The following is a 17,123-nucleotide window of genomic DNA, read 5'->3' as shown; positions in this document are numbered from 1 at the left end:
TCACTTTTTCGTATGGTGCACGAGGCAGCACTCGTGACAAAATTGATTAGCTGCATGAGCATCATTCGCGGAATTTATCAGTGAATCAAGACCTCGACATCTCGCTACTGCGAACGTTCGTTGCCATTGTCGACACCGGCGGCCTGACATCCGCAGGAAAGAAGGTTGGCCGCACGCAACCTGCGATCACGCATCAGATCAAACGCCTCGAAGGCGTCGTCGGCCGGACGCTGTTCGGAGAAAACCGGCGGCAACTTGTGCTGACACCCGACGGGGAAGTGCTGCTCGAATTTGCACGCTCGATGTTGCGTCTCAATGACGAAGCGCGCGGGCGATTCTCGATGCCGGGCATCGCAGGCCACGTCACGCTCGGTACGCCGGACCTGTATGCGGCCTACCTGCTGCCCGAAGTTCTCGACAACTTTTCGCGCTCGCATCCGAATGTGGAAATCCATCTGCGCTGCACCCGCAGCGTCTATCTCAGCGCGGCGCTGGAGCGCGAGGAAATCGATATCGCACTGATGACCAATCAGCCGGGCTTCCGGCGCGGCGAATTGATTCGCCACGAGCCCGTGGTGTGGGCGGCAAGCCCGAACGGAACACAGGAATTGCGGCGCCCCTTGCCCCTCGCGCTGCTGCCGCAGGGCAGCGTCTATCGGCAGATTGCCATCGACGCGCTCAACACCGCCGAACTGCCTTGGACGCTGCGTTCCATCTGCGACAGCTTCGCCGGGCTGCAGGCCGCCGTACTCTCAGGGATCGCGGTGTCGGTGTTTCCACGCTGCACAATCACGCCGAACATTCGCATTCTGAGTAAAGGTGACGGATTGCCGGAATTGCCGTCCATCGAGATGGTCCTGCACCGCAAGGAGCAAGGCATCTCGGAAGCCGCCGAACAATTGGCCCGCTATATTGCACGCGAGCTTGGCAACCTGCCGGCCTCCGGCGAGGGATAGACTCGAATACGTCTAACAAAAAACCCGGCCGCGAGGCCGGGTTTTCATTTCAAGTCGAATTGCCTTGAAGGTTAGGCAACCTGCTGCGGACGCATGTCTTCACGGTTGATACCCGCAACCTTGACAGGCTTCTTCATCGCGTCGCGGCGGAACGGCTCGCCCAGTTCCTGATTGAGCAGCACCTCGATGAAGGTGGTGATGCCCTTCTTCTGGTCCTCGCAGGACTGACGCAGCGCGTTGGTCAGTTCTTCCTGGGTCTTGACCTGAACCCCCTTCAGCCCGCACGCGACCGCAACCTTGGCGTAGCTCAGGTGCCGGTCGAGTTCGGTGCCGACGAAGTTGTTGTCGTACCACAGCGTCGTGTTGCGCTTCTCCGCGCCCCACTGGTAGTTGCGGAAGATCACCATGGTGATGCCCGGCCATTCCTCGCGGCCGACCGAGCTCATTTCGTTCATGGAGATGCCGAACGCGCCGTCACCGGCGAAGCCGACGCACGGCGTATCGGGGTTGCCGATCTTGGCGCCGATGATCGCCGGGAAGCCGTAGCCGCACGGACCGAACAGGCCCGGCGCCAGATACTTCCGGCCTTCGTCGAACATCGGATAGGCGTTGCCGATCGCACAGTTGTTGCCGATGTCGCTGGAGATGATGGCATCGCGCGGCAGGCCGGCCTGAATGGCGCGCCATGCCTGACGCGGCGACATCAAATCCTTGTCGCGCACGCGGGCGTCCTTGTTCCAGCTGGTGCCCGGATCGTCGTCTTCGTGGTCCATGCTCGACAGCGTCTGCAGCCACTTCGACTTGGTGGTGTGGATCAGCGCCTTGCGCTCCTCACGTCCGGCATTGCCGGCGCTCGGCGAAAGCTGCGCGAGGATGCCGCGCGCCACCTGCTTGGCATCACCGCAGATGCCGACGGCGACAGGCTTGGTCAGGCCGATGCGGTCGGGGTTGATGTCGACCTGGATGATCTTCGCATCCTTCGGCCAGTAGTCGATGCCATAACCCGGCAACGTCGAGAACGGATTGAGACGAGTGCCGAGCGCCAGCACGACGTCGGCCTTTGCAACCAGTTCCATCGCGGCCTTCGAGCCGTTGTAACCGAGCGGGCCGACCGCCAGACGATGACTGCCGGGGAAGGAATCGTTGTGCTGATAGTTGTTGCACACCGGAGCGTCGAGCTTTTCAGCCAGCGCGACGCAATCGGGGATCGCACCGCCGATCACCACACCCGCGCCGGAGAGGATAACGGGGAACTTGGCGTTCGACAGAAGTTTTGCTGCTTCGGCAATCGCATGTTCGCCGCCCGCCGGGCGCTCGAAATCGACGATCGCAGGCAGGTTGACATCGATCACCTGCGTCCAGAAGTCGCGCGGAATGTTGAGTTGGGCCGGCGCGGAGAGGCGCTTCGCCTTCATGATCACGCGGTTCAGCGTCTCGGCGACGCGCGACGGATCGCGCACTTCTTCCTGATAGCAGACCATGTCGCGGAACATCGCCATCTGCTCGACTTCCTGGAAGCCGCCCTGCCCGATGGTCTTGTTCGCCGCCTGCGGCGTCACCAGCAGCATCGGCGTGTGGTTCCAGTACGCGGTCTTGATCGGCGTCACGAAGCCGGTGATGCCCGGACCGTTCTGCGCGATCGCCATCGCCATCTTGCCGGTCGAACGGGTGTAACCGTCGCAGATCAGGCCGCCATTGGTTTCATGGGCGACGTCCCAGAAGGTGATGCCCGCCTTCGGAAACAGGTCCGAAATCGGCATGAAAGCCGAGCCGATAATGCCGAAGGCATGCTCGATGCCGTGCATCTGGAGCACTTTCACAAAGGCTTCTTCCGTTGTCATTTTCATAGGCGAACCCTCTCTTTTTCACAGTGTCTGGTGGAAAAGTCGCTGTCCTGAGTTTCAGGATTTCCAGCCGTATGTGCCATGCGGCTTGACGAGACGCAACGAATATCTCAATTTCAATTTTAAGACGTTTCATTTACCGGAATTATGGTGTATAGCATGGGTATGAACGAGCTTTTTGGTGCCCTCAAACCGTTGGCCCTGCTGGAGGCCATCGCCGGGCTGCAACATCCAGCAAGCCTTGCCGAACTCGCCGTGAACGTCGGCGTGCCGAAACCAACGATGCACCGCTGGCTCGGTTCACTTGAGCAGGCGGGTCTCATCCAGCGCACGCCGGACGGGCGGCGCTATGAACTCGCCATGCGCGCGACCCAGCTTGCGTTCTCAATTCTGTCGAACCGCCCCGGCGGCGCGCTCCGCCACGAAATCTTGCGGCGCGTGGTGCAGGAGGTCGGTGAATCCTGCAATCTCACGGTACTCGACGGCACGCAGGTCACCTATCTCGACCGCGTCGAATCCAAATGGCCGCTGCGCATCACCTTCCAGCAGGGCTCGAAGGTCCCCGCCTATTGCTCCGCCAGCGGCAAACTGTTTCTCGCCCTGATGCAACCGGCGAAACGCGACCTCGTTATTTCCGAGATGAATTTCGAGCGCATGACGGAGCATACCGTCGTTGAAAAATCCGCCCTGCTGAATGAACTGTCAGACATTCGTCGTGACGGCTACGCACTCGACCGCGAAGAATTCCTCGCGGGCCTCGTCTGTCTCGCCGTCCCGATCATTCACCAGAAGGGCCGCAATCGCGTCTGCGCCGCGGCGCTGGCGATCCAGGCCCCGGTGACACGCATGTCGCAGGCCGAAATGCTCAAGAAAATCCCAATTCTGCAAAATGCCGCCAAGGCCATGAGCGCAACGATCAGCGCCGACGTCGGAGCCGCCTGATGCCATCCACTTCCTCGCACCCGAAACTCGACGCTCTCGAACAGGCCGCGCGCGGCAAGGGCCGCCTGAGCGTCGCCGTTGCCTACCCCTGCTCGACCGACGCACTCGCCGCCGCGCTGGCCGCCTACGAGGAAGGCATCATCGATCCTATTCTCGTCGGCCCGCGCCGCCGCATCGAAGCCTGCGCGGCAGAATTGAAAGCCAGCCTCGACGGCCTGCGCCTTGTCGATGCCGAAGACGATCCGGTTCTCTCCTCCAGGGCTGCGGTGGCGCTGGTCAGCGCGGGCGAAGCCAAGTCGCTGATGAAAGGCTCTCAGCACACCGACGAACTTCTCGGCGCGGTGGTCTCGCGCGAAGCCAACCTGCGCACCTCGCGCCGCATGAGCCATGTGTTCTGGTTCGATTGCCCCGCCTATCACAAGCCGCTCATGATCACTGATGCGGTAGTCAATATCCAGCCGGGCCTGAAGGAAAAAGTTGACATCCTCGCCAACGCGGTCGATTTTGCGCACCGCATCGGCTTTGAGACACCGAAGGTCGCGATCCTGTCGTCGGTCGAAACCGTCAATCCGGATCTGCCGTCCAGCCTGGATGCCGCCGCGCTGACCAAGATGGCCGATCGCGGCCAGATCGCGGGCGCGATTGTTGACGGCCCCCTCGCCTTCGACAACGCCATCTCCGCGCAGTCCGCCAAGACCAAGAAGATCAACTCCGCGGTCGCGGGCGACCCCGACCTTCTGATGGTGCCGAACCTCGATGTCGGCAACATTCTCTACAAGTCGTTCATCTACATGGGCGGCGGCGAATGCGCGGGCGTAGTGCTCGGCGCCAAGGTGCCGGTGATCCTGACGAGCCGCGCAGATTCCCGCCGTGCGCGCATCGCATCCTGCGCACTGGCGCGGCTGAGCATGGCCTAGCAGAACTGCCTTCCACGCTCGTTCGAGCTATCCCGAAAACAAAAACGGCCCGGTGTGAACCGGGCCGTTTTCATTTTCATGCGGCTCTTGTTAGGCAACGAGCGCCGCAGGAGCCGTGCCGCCCGCCTCAATGCGCTGGCGCGCCAGACGGTTGATCCATACGGCGCCCAATGCGCTGACGATACCAGCGAAGACGCAATACCCCGCGACTGCCCAACCGCCGTTCGGTGCGAATTCCCTCACGAGGATTGTCGCAATGATCGGCGTCAGGCCGCTCGAGAAGATGCCGGAAAACTGGTAGACGAACGAAATTCCGGTGTAGCGCACTTCCGGCTTAAAGAGATCACAGAACAACGCGGCTTCCGGCCCGTAGATCGACGCATAGAAGATGCCGAACGGGACGACAAGCGCGGCCCAGACCAGAATCGTCTGCTCGGGAAAATGCAGCCAGATCCAAAATGCCGGTATCGCCGAAAAGCCGGTGACGAGCGAGCCCCAGAAATACGTCCTGGTCCGGCCAACCCGATCGGACACACCGCCGAAATACGGGATGAACAGGCACATCACCAGCGCCGCTGCGCACACACCGAGCAAGGCCTCGGTCCGCGGGATTTTCAGTTGCTGCGTCAGGAAGGAGATCGAATAAACGGCGAACACGTTGAAGAACACGCCGTCGATGAAACGGGCGCACATGCCCGCCGTCACCTCTTTCGGATACTCCTTGATCATCGACATGAAGGGGATCTTCACCTCGGCGCCCTTCTGCTTGACCTTGGCGAATTCCGGCGTCTCCATGATGTTCAGGCGGATATAGAGTCCGACCAGAACGAGGATGAAGCTCAACCCGAACGCAATGCGCCAGCCCCAGGCGAGGAACTGAGCATCCGTGAGCGAAAAGGAAAGTAATGCGACGATGCCGGAGGCAAGACACAGACCGATGGACAAACCGATCTGCGGCAGGCTCGCATAAAGGCCGCGTTTGTGCGGCTCGGCATACTCATAGGTCATGAGAACCGCACCGCCCCATTCGCCGCCAAGACCGAGGCCCTGCAGAACGCGCAGGATCAGCAATGCAATCGGCGCCCAGACGCCAATCTGGTCATAGGTCGGCACCAACCCGATCAGGAGGGTCGCAATACCCATGATCATCAGGGTCATGATGAGCATACTCTTGCGGCCGATGCGGTCACCGAAGTGGCCGAAGATCACGCCGCCCAGCGGACGCGCGATGAACCCGACAGCGAATGTCGTGTAGGCGAGCATCGTCGAAATGAACACGTCGCCCGTCGGAAAATAAAGTTTGCTGAACACGATGCCAGCCACCGTGCCGTAGAGAAAGAAGTCGTACCACTCCACGGTCGCTCCGATCAGAGATGCGAAGACGACACGTTTTAAAAGCGCCTTGTCTTGTATCTTATCTGCCATATTGGCCTCCCCAGTTAACAGAACCATTCCTTAAGCTGCGATCGAACTTTCTTTTGAGTCCGCTAAAATCATATCGGATGCCTTTTCCGCGATCATCACGGCCGGCGCATGCGTATTGCCGGAAACGAGGGTCGGCATGATCGAACAATCGACCACGCGCAGACCGCCGATGCCGTGCACGCGAAGCCGCGCGTCCGTCACCGCCATCGGATCGGAGCCCATCTTGCAGGTGCCGGTCGGATGGAAAATCGTCGCGCCATATTCGCGCGCGAAATCGAGAATCTCGTCGTCGGTGCTCACGTCCGCGCCGGGCTTGTATTCCTCGACGAGATAAGGCTTCAGCGCACTCGTGGACGCGAGACGGCGCGCGTACTTGATCGACTCCACCGCGCAGATGCGATCCGTTTCGGCATCGAGATAATTCGGCCGCATCGACGGCGGTTCCATGGGATCGGTCGACTTGATCTCGACGCTGCCGCGCGACTCCGGCCGCAGCTGACAGACCGAGAACGTGCAGCCCGACCATGGATGCGGCTTGCCGCCCGCCATATCGGCCGACAGCGTGCCGAAATGGAATTGAATGTCCGGGGTCTCCGACCCAGGCAGGATTTTCGTGAACAGGCCGCCCTGGTTGATGCCGATGCCGAGCGGCCCGGTGCGCGTCAGCAGCCACTGCAATCCGATCTTGGCTTGGCTGAACAGCGTGCGCAGATCGTCATTGGTGGTGATCGGCTTCGAGACCTTATACATCAGCCGCAGTTGCAGATGATCCTGCAGGTTCTGGCCGACGCCGGGTAGATCGTGCACCACCTTGACGCCGCGCCGCTGCAAGAGCGATGCGGGCCCGATGCCCGACAGTTGCAAAATCTGCGGCGATTGCAGCGAACCTGCGGAGAGGATGACCTCGCGCGCCGCGCGCGCTTCCCGCACAACGCCGTTCTGAATGTAACGCACGCCGACCGCGCGGCGGCCTTCGAGAATGACGCCAGTCGTATGCGCATCCGTTTCGATGCGCAGGTTGGCACGATCACGCGCGGGCTTTAGATAGGCGACCGCGGATGAAATCCGCCAGCCATTATGCGTGAACAATTGATAGTAGCCGACGCCTTCCTGGTCGCCGCTGTTGAAGTCGTCGTTGCGCGGCACGCCTATTTCATTGGCGCCGCGAATGATGGCTTCCATCAGCTCGTGCTTGCCGCCGATGTCGGATGACCACAGCGGGCCCTTGTCGCTGTGCGTCGCGCTCGCGCCGCGGCTGTTGTGCTCGGACTTCATGAAATAAGGAAGAACGCTCTTCCAGTCCCAGCCCGTATTCCCGAGCTGCGCCCAGTGGTCGTAATCCTGCCGCTGGCCGCGAACGAAGATCAGTCCGTTGATCGAACTCGAACCGCCGAGACCGCGACCGCGCGGCCAGTAGATACGGCGGTCTTTCATGTTGGGTTCGGGATCGGTGTAGAAGCCCCAATTGTAGGCTTTGTGGAACATCGTCTTCCCGTAACCGATGGGAATATGGATCCACAGGTAGTTGTCCTTCGGGCCTGCCTCGAGCAGCAAAACCTTATGACGCCCATCGGCGCTCAACCGGTTTGCCAGCACGCATCCGGCGGAGCCTGCCCCCACCACAATGTAGTCGAATTGATCGGACGCTTCCGTCATCGCTCTTATTCCATTTATTGAGACGATTTATCTTGAAGATTGAACTTTGCGTGAAATGTTGTCAACGTAGTTGAATGCCTTGTGGCTCACTGAATGGAATAAGGTTGAAAAATGTCCACGCAGACGACGACCTCGGTTTCGGAACGCGCGCTGCTCCTTCTCGAAACCATCGCCAAAGCGGAAGAGCCGCCGACGCTCAACGAGCTGATGGCTGCGATCGGATTGCCGAAAGCGACGACACATCGCTTCGTTGCGCTGCTCGAGCGGTTGGGATTCGTTCAACGCGCCACGGACGGACGGCACTATGAAGTCGGCCATCGCCTTCTTGCACTGTCGCTCGAAGGCATGCGGCGCTCGTTTGATCTCGCGCCGCGCCGTGTCATTCTCTCCGCGCTGGTGAAAGAGACCGGCGAGACCTGCAACATCACCATGCTCGACGGCGAGCGCCTGATTTATCTCGACCGCGTCGAATCCGATTGGCCGCTGCAATTCCGCCTGACCGTGGGCTCGCGCGTGCCTCTGCATTGCACGGCAAGCGGCAAACTGTTTCTCAGCCTTGCACCATCGTCATTGCGCAAAGCGTTGTTCCGCACGCAGCCTTTCCAGCGCTACACCGCGCGAACTCTGACCAGCACGGAACAGCTTGAGGCGGAGCTCACGCGGATCCGCCAGACCGGCGTGGGCACCGACAATGAGGAATTCATGGAAGGCATGGCCGCGACCGCCGTTCCGATCCGCGATTCACGCGGGCGAATCTGCGCGACCGTTGCGGTGCATGGACCCATCACGCGATTGCCGCTGACGCGGGCGCTTGCATTGGTGCCTGCCTTGAAGAAAGCTGCAAAGGCACTCGAACAGACGCTCCTGTTCGACACGTCCTCTCCTGCTCCCGCCGTTGCAGGCGGCGCGGGCACAGAGACCGCGCCTTCCGCCGCGCACAACCCCTTGCGCCCCGCGGAATAACGGCACGCAGAATCGGGATTGCATCGGCGAAATCCGTGGGTGCGAAAGACTATGCTTTTCGCACCGCCGAAGAAGGAGGTTTGTTCCTTTCCGGCCTTGAAAAATGCCGGTTTGTTTTCTTGAAAGCAGCAACGTCGCGGGAGAAGATCGCCCTCACACAGGGGCTCTCTCAATGGCGCATCATCCGTCTGCCGATCCGGCCAAACAATATGCGTGGGGCGAGCATGGCGCGGTCGCGACTCGCCGCTATTCCCCGGTGGTGCGCCTTGGCACCCTCGCCTTCTGGACATTGATCGCCGGACTGCTGGTGGCGCGGCTTCTCATCCCCGATCCCAACAAGACCGAAGCAACCGCTTCCGCGCCACAAGCCCAGACCTCCGCTTCGCTTCGCTGACATCGAAACGGAAAGCTACCGCCATCGATCAGATGGCGACGGTCTTCCTTTCGCATCAGGCCTGCGCGCGCAGTTCACGCGCGGCCGCAACCATGTTGACGAGCGCAGGCCGCACCTCATCCCACTTGCGGGTTTTCAATCCACAATCCGGATTGATCCAGAGTTGCGCATCGCTCAGGCGCTGGCGGGCCAGCACCAGCAGATGCTTCATCTCGCCGACCTCCGGCACGCGCGGCGAGTGAATGTCATAGACACCCGGCCCGATCTCGTTCGGATAACGATAGGTCTTGAACGCATCGAGCAACTCCATCTTCGAGCGCGAGGTCTCGATGGAAATCACGTCGGCATCCATCGCGCCAATCGCATCGATAATGTCGTTGAACTCCGAATAACACATATGGGTGTGGATCTGCGTCTCGTCGGCAACGCCTGAAGCACACAGCCGGAAGCCTTCCACCGCCCAGTCGAGATAGTGCTGCCATTGCGAACGCCGCAGCGGCAAGCCTTCGCGCAACGCCGCTTCGTCGATCTGGATCATCCGCGCCCCCTCCTTCTCCAGGTCCACGACCTCATCGCGGATCGCCAGCGCGATCTGCCGGCAAGCTTCGCTGCGCGGGATATCGTCGCGCACGAACGACCAGTTCAGGATCGTCACCGGGCCGGTCAGCATCGCCTTCATCGGCCGCTTGGTGAGCGACTGCGCATAGCGCCACCAGTCGACCGTCATCGGCTTGGGCCGAGAGACATCGCCGAACAGGATCGGTGGGCGCACATAGCGCGAGCCGTAGCTCTGCACCCAGCCATGCTTGGTGAAAGCAAAGCCGGACAATTGTTCGCCGAAATATTGCACCATGTCGTTGCGCTCGAATTCGCCGTGCACCAGCACGTCGAGTCCGATTTCCTCCTGCCAGCGCACGGCGCGCGCGGTTTCCTCTTTCAGGAACTGATCGTAATCCGCGTCCTTCAGCGTGCCCTTGGCATGCGCTGCACGTGCCTTGCGCACGTCCGCCGTCTGCGGGAACGAACCGATCGTCGTGGTCGGGAACAATGGCAGACCGAACTGCTTATGCTGGACTCCCCCACGCACATCGAACGGGCTGTGACGGCGGCGCATCTGATCGGTGATGCCGCTCATCCGCTCTGTCACGGCGCGATTGTGAATTTTTGACGATTCCTTGCGCTTGGCCGCCGCTGTTTTTGAGGCTGCGATCCTGTCCGCGACCTCATCGCGTTGACCGGCAAGCGCGCGGCCGAGAATCGAAAGCTCATCCATCTTCTGCAGGGAAAATGCGAGCCACTCCTTCACATCGACATCGAGGCCCGTTTCCGTATCGAGATCGATCGGCACATGCAGCATCGAGCAGGACGGCGCGATCTGCACTCTCTCGTGCCCAAGCGCGGCAACGACGGGATCGAGCTTGTTCAGCAAAGTGGACAAATTGGCCCGCCAAATGTTGCGGCCGTCGATGACGCCGAGTGACAGCGTGAGGTTTTTCGGAGCCTTCGCGAGGACAACGGCAAACTGATCCGCGCCGCGCACCAGATCGATATGCAATCCCGCCACCGGCAACGACACAGCGGTGTCGCGGTTGTCGCCGAGATCGCCGAAGTAGGTCGCCAGCATGATCTTGATCTGCGGCACAGCCTTTGCGAACACATCATAGGTGTGGCGCAGAGCCTGGCGCGCGGCATCGTCGAGATCGAGCACGAGGCACGGCTCATCGATCTGCACCCATTCCGCGCCTTCGGCAGCGAGGCGCTTCAGCACCTCGATGTAAACCGGCAGCAGACCATCCAGCAGAGACAGCGCGTCAAGTGAGGCATCCTTGCTCTTGCCGAGCTTGAGGAACGTCACCGGACCAAGCAGCACCGGGCGCGTCTGATAACCGAGCGCCTTGGCTTCCTTGTACTCGTCAATCGGCTTGGTCGAGGACAGCGCGAAAGTTTGCCCCTTTTTGAATTCCGGCACCATGTAGTGATAGTTGGTGTCGAACCACTTCGTCATCTCCTGCGCGGACACGCCGTGGTGATGATGCACATGGCCATGCGCGCAGGCCTCGCCCTCGCCTTCCGAGCCGCGCGCCATCGCAAAGTATGTCGCGAGCGGCACGCTGCCGCCTGTCCAGCCGTAGATTTCAGGAATTGCACCAACCATCACGCTGGTGTCGAGCACATGGTCGTAGAGTGAGAAATCGTTGGATGGGATGACGCTGATGCCGCGCGCTTTCTGCCGCGCCCAGTTCGCGGCGCGCAGTTCAGCGGCGGTTGCGAGCAACGCGGTTTCATCGATCTTGCCCGCCCAGAAACTTTCCAGTGCGGTTTTCAGTTCGCGGCGCGGGCCGATCCGCGGCGTACCGAGCGTTGCGACGGCGAGAGGGACGGACGTTGATACATTCGACATGGCTTTGACCCCGAAATACGAGAAACGGCGGGGATGAAAGTGCGCGCACGCCAACCGAGGCGCGCAGGCACCTCAAGGACTACGCCCACCGGACACCCCGCCCGTGGAAACATCTCGTCGCGGCAGGTCTCCTGGCTTACGGGTCGCGGCCCACATCCGTCTTCCCAAAGCGAGACGCCTCAGTGACACGAATGGATGCAGGCTCGCCGCTCACAGTTGCGGGGGCAGCGCCGGATTAAGCGCATCAATGCTTCACCGGCTTCCCTCTTAGCTTCGCATCAACGCGATGACGAAGACCTCGACGGGTTGAAATATGGCGTGGAGAAAAAATCAGTCAACGCACGGAGGGTGGGATTATCGCTCGCCCTCGGTGGAATTCTGCCCATAGAACTTGACGCCAAGCTCGATCGGCTCCCGCCCGCAGGCCCGGCGGTGGGCATTGGTATCGCGCAGCGAATACACGCAGCCGCAATATTCCTGCTGGTAGAATTCCTCGCGTTTGCTGATCTCGATCATGCGCGCTGAACCGCCGCCCTTGCGCCAGTTGAAATCCCAGTATTGCAGGCCGTCATATTTCGACGCGGCGCGTTTTCCGCAATCGTTGATCTGCGCCATGTTCTTCCAGCGCGAGATGCCGAGCGAACTGGTGATGACTGGAAAGCCATGTTCATGCGCATACAACGCGGTGCGCTCGAATCGCATGTCGAAACACATGGTGCAGCGGGCACCGCGCTCCGGCTCCCACTCCATGCCCTTGGCGCGCGCGAACCAGTTGTCCTTGTCGTAGTCGGCATCGATGAAGCCGACGCCGTGCTTCTCGGCAAAACGCACGTTCTCATCCTTGCGCAACAGATATTCGCGCTCGGGATGAATGTTCGGGTTGTAGAAGAAGATGGTGTAATCGACGCCGGAAGCGAGCATCGCCTCCATCACCTCGCCCGAGCACGGCGCGCAGCACGAATGCAGCAGAACCTTCTTCTGCCCACCCGGTGGATTGAGGATCGGTCGAACGAAATCATTCATCGCGTGGCTCGCCTGTCGAAGGCTCTATCTAATGAGAGTGTCCGCATCCGTAAAGCGCAGGCCGATTCGGCCATCTGGATGGAACAGCTATCGTTGCCGAATGGCCTTGGCCGCAGAACCAGAATCGCAGCAGTCTGCCAACCGCTGAAAGGCTTGAGGTTTTCACCGCGCCACGGCGGCTTCCGGGGATAGCGGGGAGCATTTTAAAGTTTTCTTGACTCTTACGGTCAAAGATCACCACATGTAGATGTCACGGTCCTGCTAGACATCAAAATCTAGTGGGCTAAGAGGGAAGCCGGTGAACCGCACGTTTCGCGGAAATCCGGCGCTGCCCCCGCAACTGTCAGCAGCGAGCTGCTTCGCCATTACGTCACTGGCCTCGGCCGGGAAGACAAGAAGCCGCTACGACCTGCAAGCCAGGAGACCTGCCGCGACACCGAAAAAACGTCCACGGACGGGGAGTCCGGCGGTCGCCAGCAATCGGCTGTCCGCCGAGCGCTCAAGCGCCTTCGACCCCCGCCTTCTGAAATCCGCATCACGGGGCTTGTCGATGTCGTTGAACCTGCAGACCGCCAAAACTGAAAAAGCACCGCTCATCCAGTTGAGCCTCGATTCCCTCGCGCCCTCGCCAAGCGAGCCGGCGATGCAGATCATCCGCCGCAACGGCACGGTGTCGCGCTTCGATCCCTCCAAGATTTCGATTGCGATGACGAAGGCGTTTCTCGCGGTCGAAGGACACACCGCAGCCGCCTCCCGCCGCGTGCATGAGGTGGTGGAGCAACTCACACAGGAGGTCGTCGGCACCCTCACCCGCCGTCTCGGCGAAGGCCGCACCTTCCATATCGAGGACGTGCAGGATCAGGTCGAGCTCGCATTGATGCGCAGCGAGCACCACAAGGTCGCGCGAGCCTATGTGCTTTATCGCGAGGAGCGCGCCCGCGAGCGTGCGGCGGACAGGGCCAGCACAACCGTTTCATCGAACGAGCCGACGCTGCAGATGACGCTTGCGAACGGCGCTCGCGTGCCGCTCGACCTCAAGCGGTTCGAGCTCATCATCCGCGAAGCTTGCGAAGGGCTCGATGCCGTCGATCCTGCGCCGGTGCTCGCCGAGGCCCGCAGGAATCTTTACGATGGCATCAGCCAGGATGAACTCGCGCTCGCCTCCATCATGGCGGCGCGCACGCTGGTCGAACAGGAGCCGAACTACGCCTATGTCAGCGCGCGCCTGCTGCTCGACAAGTTGCGCAGCGAGGTTCTGAGCTTCGTCCACGGCACACCGACCAGCGCATCTCAATCCGACATGGCGACGCGCTATGCCGAATATTTCCCGGCCTACATCAAGACCGGCATCGAATCCGAACTGCTCGATCCCGAATTGGGCCGCTACGATCTTGCCCGCCTCGCAACGGCAATGAAGCCCGAACGCGACATGCTGTTCCAGTTCCTTGGCCTGCAAACTCTTTATGATCGCTATTTCCTGCACGTTCATGGCGCGCGCATCGAGCTGCCGCAAGCGTTCTTCATGCGCGTGGCGATGGGGCTTGCTATGCGCGAAATCGACCGCGAGGGACGCGCCATCGAATTCTACAATCTGTTGTCGTCGTTCGATTTTATGGCCTCGACACCAACGCTGTTCAATTCCGGCACGCTGCGGCCGCAACTCTCAAGCTGCTTCCTTACCACCGTCGCCGACGATCTCGACGACATCTTCAAGGCGGTGAAGGACAACGCGCTGCTGGCGAAATATTCCGGCGGACTCGGCAACGACTGGACACCGGTGCGGGGTCTTGGTGCCCACATCAAGGGCACCAATGGCGAAAGCCAGGGCGTGGTGCCGTTCCTGAAAGTCGCCAACGACACCGCGATCGCCGTCAACCAGGGCGGCAAGCGCAAGGGCGCGGTCTGCGCCTATCTGGAAACATGGCACATCGACATCGAGGAATTCCTCGACCTGCGCAAAAACACCGGCGACGACCGCCGCCGCACTCACGACATGAACACCGCGAACTGGGTACCCGACCTGTTCATGCAACGCGTCGAGCAGGATGGTGAGTGGACACTGTTCTCGCCGGATGAAACGCCGGATCTGCACGACCTTTACGGCCCTCGCTTCAAGGCGGCTTATGAAGCCTACGAGGCGAAGGCCGCGCGCGGCGAAATGCGCGTGTTCAAGCAAGTGCGCGCCACCGATTTGTGGCGGCGCATGCTGACCATGCTGTTCGAAACCGGGCATCCGTGGATCACGTTCAAGGATCCATGCAACCTGCGTTCGCCGCAGCAGCATGTCGGCGTCGTACACTCCTCGAACCTGTGCACCGAGATCACGCTCAACACCTCGGCCGATGAAGTCGCCGTGTGCAACCTTGGCTCGATCAACCTCCTCAACCACACCACGCGCGAAGGACTCGATCAGGACAAGCTGAAGCGCACGATCACGACCGCCGTGCGGATGCTCGACAACGTCATCGACATCAACTTCTACACCATCCCCGAGGCACGGCGCTCCAATTTGAAGCATCGCCCGGTCGGGCTCGGCCTGATGGGCTTCCAGGATGCGCTGCATGTCCAGCGAATTCCGATTGCTTCCGACGCCGCCGTCACTTTCGCCGACGAGAGCATGGAAATCATCAGCTATCATGCGATCTCGGCGTCCGCGGATCTCGCCGCTGAGCGCGGCCGGTATCCTTCGTTCGACGGCTCGCTGTGGTCGCAGGGTATCCTGCCGATCGATTCCATAGCCCTTCTCTCGAAGGCACGCGACGGCTCGGCGCTCAATGCGTCTATGACGCTCGACTGGGCGGGCCTGCGCGAGCGCGTGCGCAAGGACGGCATGCGCAATTCCAACGTGATGGCGATTGCGCCGACGGCGACGATCTCCAACATCTGCGGCGTGGCGCAGTCGATCGAGCCGTCCTACCAGAACCTGTTCGTCAAATCGAACATGTCGGGCGACTTCACCGTGGTGAACGAGCACCTCGTGCGTGACCTCAAGTCGCGCGGCCTGTGGGATGAGGTGATGGTGTCGGACCTGAAATATTTCGATGGTAGCGTTGGTCAGATCGACCGGGTGCCGGACGATCTCAAGGCGCTGTACGCCACCGCGTTCGAGATCGACACCTCATGGCTGATCGAATCCGCCGCGCGGCGGCAGAAATGGATCGACCAGGCACAGTCGCTCAATCTCTACATCGCCAATCCGTCGGGCAAGAAGCTCGACCAGCTTTATCGCCTCGCGTGGCAGCTCGGCCTGAAGACCACCTATTACCTGCGTTCGCGCAGCGCCACACATGTCGAAAAATCGACGTTGAAGGGCACCGACGGCAAGCTCAACGCGGTCTCCGCGTCGGGGATGCTCGCCCATGCGCCGATTGTCGTTCCGAATGCCACGGTGCCCGACCTTGATGGCGTCAAAGCCTGCTCGATCGATAATCCCGACTGCGAAGCCTGCCAATAAGAACAAGAAAGGACACCACCATGCTCGACTGGTCAGATTCCACAACCGCACCTTCGCCCGCCGTCATGTTCAGCGCCGAACAGCCTTTAGAACAAACCGGCCTCGGCGCGATCGACCGCTCAGGCGGCCGCGTCTCGGTTGACGAAAAGCGGATGATCAACTGCCGTGCCGACGTCAATCAGCTGTTGCCGCTGAAATACAAATGGGCGTGGGAGAAATATCTCGCGGGCTGCAACAACCACTGGATGCCGACCGAAGTCTCGATGCAGGCCGACATCGCGCTCTGGAAGTCCCGCGACGGCCTCACCGACGACGAGCGCCGCGCCATCAAGCGCAACCTCGGGTTCTTCGCAGCGTCCGAGAGCCTCGTCGCCAACAACATCGTGCTGGCGATCTATCGGCACCTCACAAACCCCGAATGCCGGCAATATCTGTTACGTCAGGCGTTCGAGGAAGCCGTGCACACCCACACCTTCCAGTACATCGTCGAAAGTCTCGGCCTCGACGAGGGCGAGCTGTTCAACATGTACCGCGAGGTACCGTCGATCACCGACAAGGCAGCATGGGCGCTCAAGCACACCCAAAATCTCGACAATCCGGATTTCTCCACCGGCACGCAGGAGGCCGATCAATCATTCCTGCGCGATCTCGTCGCCTTTTATGTCGTGTTCGAGGGCATGTGGTTCTACACCGGCTTCGCGCAAATCCTGTCGCTCGGACGTCGCAACAAGATGGTCGGCATCGCCGAGCAGTACCAGTACATCCTGCGCGACGAGAGCATTCACCTGAACTTCGGCATCGACGTCATCAACCAGATCAAGCTCGAAAACCCGCATCTGTGGACCAAGGCGTTCCAGGAAGAAGTGCGCAGCATGATCCGCGATGCCGCCGAACTGGAAGCTGCCTATGGCCGGGACACCATGCCGCGCGGCTTCCTCGGGCTGAACGCTGCGTTGTGCGAGCAATACATGCACTTCATCGCCAACCGGCGTTGCGCGCAGATCGGCCTCACGCCGGTATTCCCTGAAACGGAGAATCCTTTTCCGTGGATGTCGGAAGCGATGGACCTCAAGAAGGAAAAGAACTTCTTTGAGACGCGCGTGATCGAGTATCAGAACGGCGGCGCGCTGAGCTGGGAATGAAGTACC

Annotated in this window: 12 protein-coding genes and 2 riboswitches; of the genes, 7 read left to right on the top strand and 5 right to left on the bottom strand. The window is 60.8% G+C overall.

From position 1 onward, the window contains the following. Positions 1-80: 80 nt before the first annotated feature. Positions 81-956: a LysR substrate-binding domain-containing protein gene (locus tag AC1RNA_RS15515; RefSeq protein ID WP_009340633.1), complete on the top strand. Its 876-nt coding sequence runs from the start codon at positions 81-83 to the stop codon at positions 954-956. Between the two features lie 71 nt (positions 957-1,027). On the opposite strand, the gene xsc is transcribed toward AC1RNA_RS15515, so the two are convergent. Continuing rightward, positions 1,028-2,803: a sulfoacetaldehyde acetyltransferase gene (xsc, locus tag AC1RNA_RS15510; RefSeq protein ID WP_009340632.1), complete on the bottom strand. Its 1,776-nt coding sequence runs from the start codon at positions 2,801-2,803 to the stop codon at positions 1,028-1,030. Between the two features lie 162 nt (positions 2,804-2,965). On the opposite strand from xsc, the gene AC1RNA_RS15505 reads away from it, so the two are divergent. Together AC1RNA_RS15505 and AC1RNA_RS15500 are read left to right on the top strand one after the other, a co-directional pair. Beyond that, a complete protein-coding gene (locus AC1RNA_RS15505; RefSeq protein WP_492951688.1) occupies positions 2,966-3,742 on the top strand; it encodes an IclR family transcriptional regulator in 777 nt (258 codons plus the stop codon). Beyond that, positions 3,742-4,659: a bifunctional enoyl-CoA hydratase/phosphate acetyltransferase gene (locus AC1RNA_RS15500; protein WP_492951671.1), complete on the top strand. Its 918-nt coding sequence runs from the start codon at positions 3,742-3,744 to the stop codon at positions 4,657-4,659. The genes AC1RNA_RS15505 and AC1RNA_RS15500 overlap by 1 nt, the downstream gene beginning before the upstream one ends. Positions 4,660-4,749: 90 nt before the next feature. Here the strand turns inward: AC1RNA_RS15500 and AC1RNA_RS15495 are convergent, their stop codons facing one another. Together AC1RNA_RS15495 and AC1RNA_RS15490 are read right to left on the bottom strand one after the other, a co-directional pair. Further along, positions 4,750-6,084: an MFS transporter gene (locus AC1RNA_RS15495; RefSeq protein WP_009340629.1), complete on the bottom strand. Its 1,335-nt coding sequence runs from the start codon at positions 6,082-6,084 to the stop codon at positions 4,750-4,752. Between the two features lie 30 nt (positions 6,085-6,114). Further along, positions 6,115-7,740: a GMC family oxidoreductase gene (locus AC1RNA_RS15490; protein WP_492951670.1), complete on the bottom strand. Its 1,626-nt coding sequence runs from the start codon at positions 7,738-7,740 to the stop codon at positions 6,115-6,117. A 111-nt stretch (positions 7,741-7,851) separates the two neighbouring features. Between AC1RNA_RS15490 and AC1RNA_RS15485 the strand changes: the two genes are divergently transcribed. After that, on the top strand, positions 7,852-8,703 hold the full coding sequence (locus tag AC1RNA_RS15485; RefSeq protein ID WP_009340622.1) for an IclR family transcriptional regulator: 852 nt from the start codon (positions 7,852-7,854) through the stop codon (positions 8,701-8,703). A 172-nt stretch (positions 8,704-8,875) separates the two neighbouring features. Next, a complete protein-coding gene (locus AC1RNA_RS15480) occupies positions 8,876-9,097 on the top strand; it encodes a hypothetical protein (RefSeq protein ID WP_492951669.1) in 222 nt (73 codons plus the stop codon). 55 nt (positions 9,098-9,152) lie between these two features. On the opposite strand, the gene metE is transcribed toward AC1RNA_RS15480, so the two are convergent. Both metE and AC1RNA_RS15470 read right to left on the bottom strand, forming a co-directional pair. Then, positions 9,153-11,498, bottom strand: a complete 2,346-nt coding sequence (metE, locus tag AC1RNA_RS15475; RefSeq protein WP_492951668.1) for a 5-methyltetrahydropteroyltriglutamate--homocysteine S-methyltransferase — start codon at positions 11,496-11,498, stop codon at positions 9,153-9,155. A 104-nt stretch (positions 11,499-11,602) separates the two neighbouring features. Further along, positions 11,603-11,814: riboswitch (cobalamin riboswitch) on the bottom strand. 38 nt (positions 11,815-11,852) lie between these two features. Further along, the gene (locus AC1RNA_RS15470; RefSeq protein WP_492951667.1) at positions 11,853-12,521 is read right to left on the bottom strand and encodes an epoxyqueuosine reductase QueH; all 669 of its coding nucleotides are present in this window, start codon (positions 12,519-12,521) and stop codon (positions 11,853-11,855) included. A gap of 236 nt (positions 12,522-12,757) precedes the next feature. Continuing rightward, positions 12,758-12,968, top strand: a riboswitch (cobalamin riboswitch). 103 nt (positions 12,969-13,071) lie between these two features. Here AC1RNA_RS15470 and AC1RNA_RS15465 point away from each other — a divergent pair. Together AC1RNA_RS15465 and AC1RNA_RS15460 are read left to right on the top strand one after the other, a co-directional pair. After that, the gene (locus AC1RNA_RS15465) at positions 13,072-15,975 is read left to right on the top strand and encodes a ribonucleoside-diphosphate reductase subunit alpha (protein ID WP_492951666.1); all 2,904 of its coding nucleotides are present in this window, start codon (positions 13,072-13,074) and stop codon (positions 15,973-15,975) included. 20 nt (positions 15,976-15,995) lie between these two features. Continuing rightward, complete coding sequence (locus tag AC1RNA_RS15460; protein WP_492951665.1) at positions 15,996-17,117, top strand: ribonucleotide-diphosphate reductase subunit beta; 1,122 nt, start codon at positions 15,996-15,998, stop codon at positions 17,115-17,117. Positions 17,118-17,123: the final 6 nt, after the last annotated feature.

The organism is Afipia sp. GW821-FHT14H12 (assembly GCF_058803465.1).
Note: the sequence above shows the minus strand (reverse complement) of the source record. Positions and strands in the feature narration are given on the sequence as shown.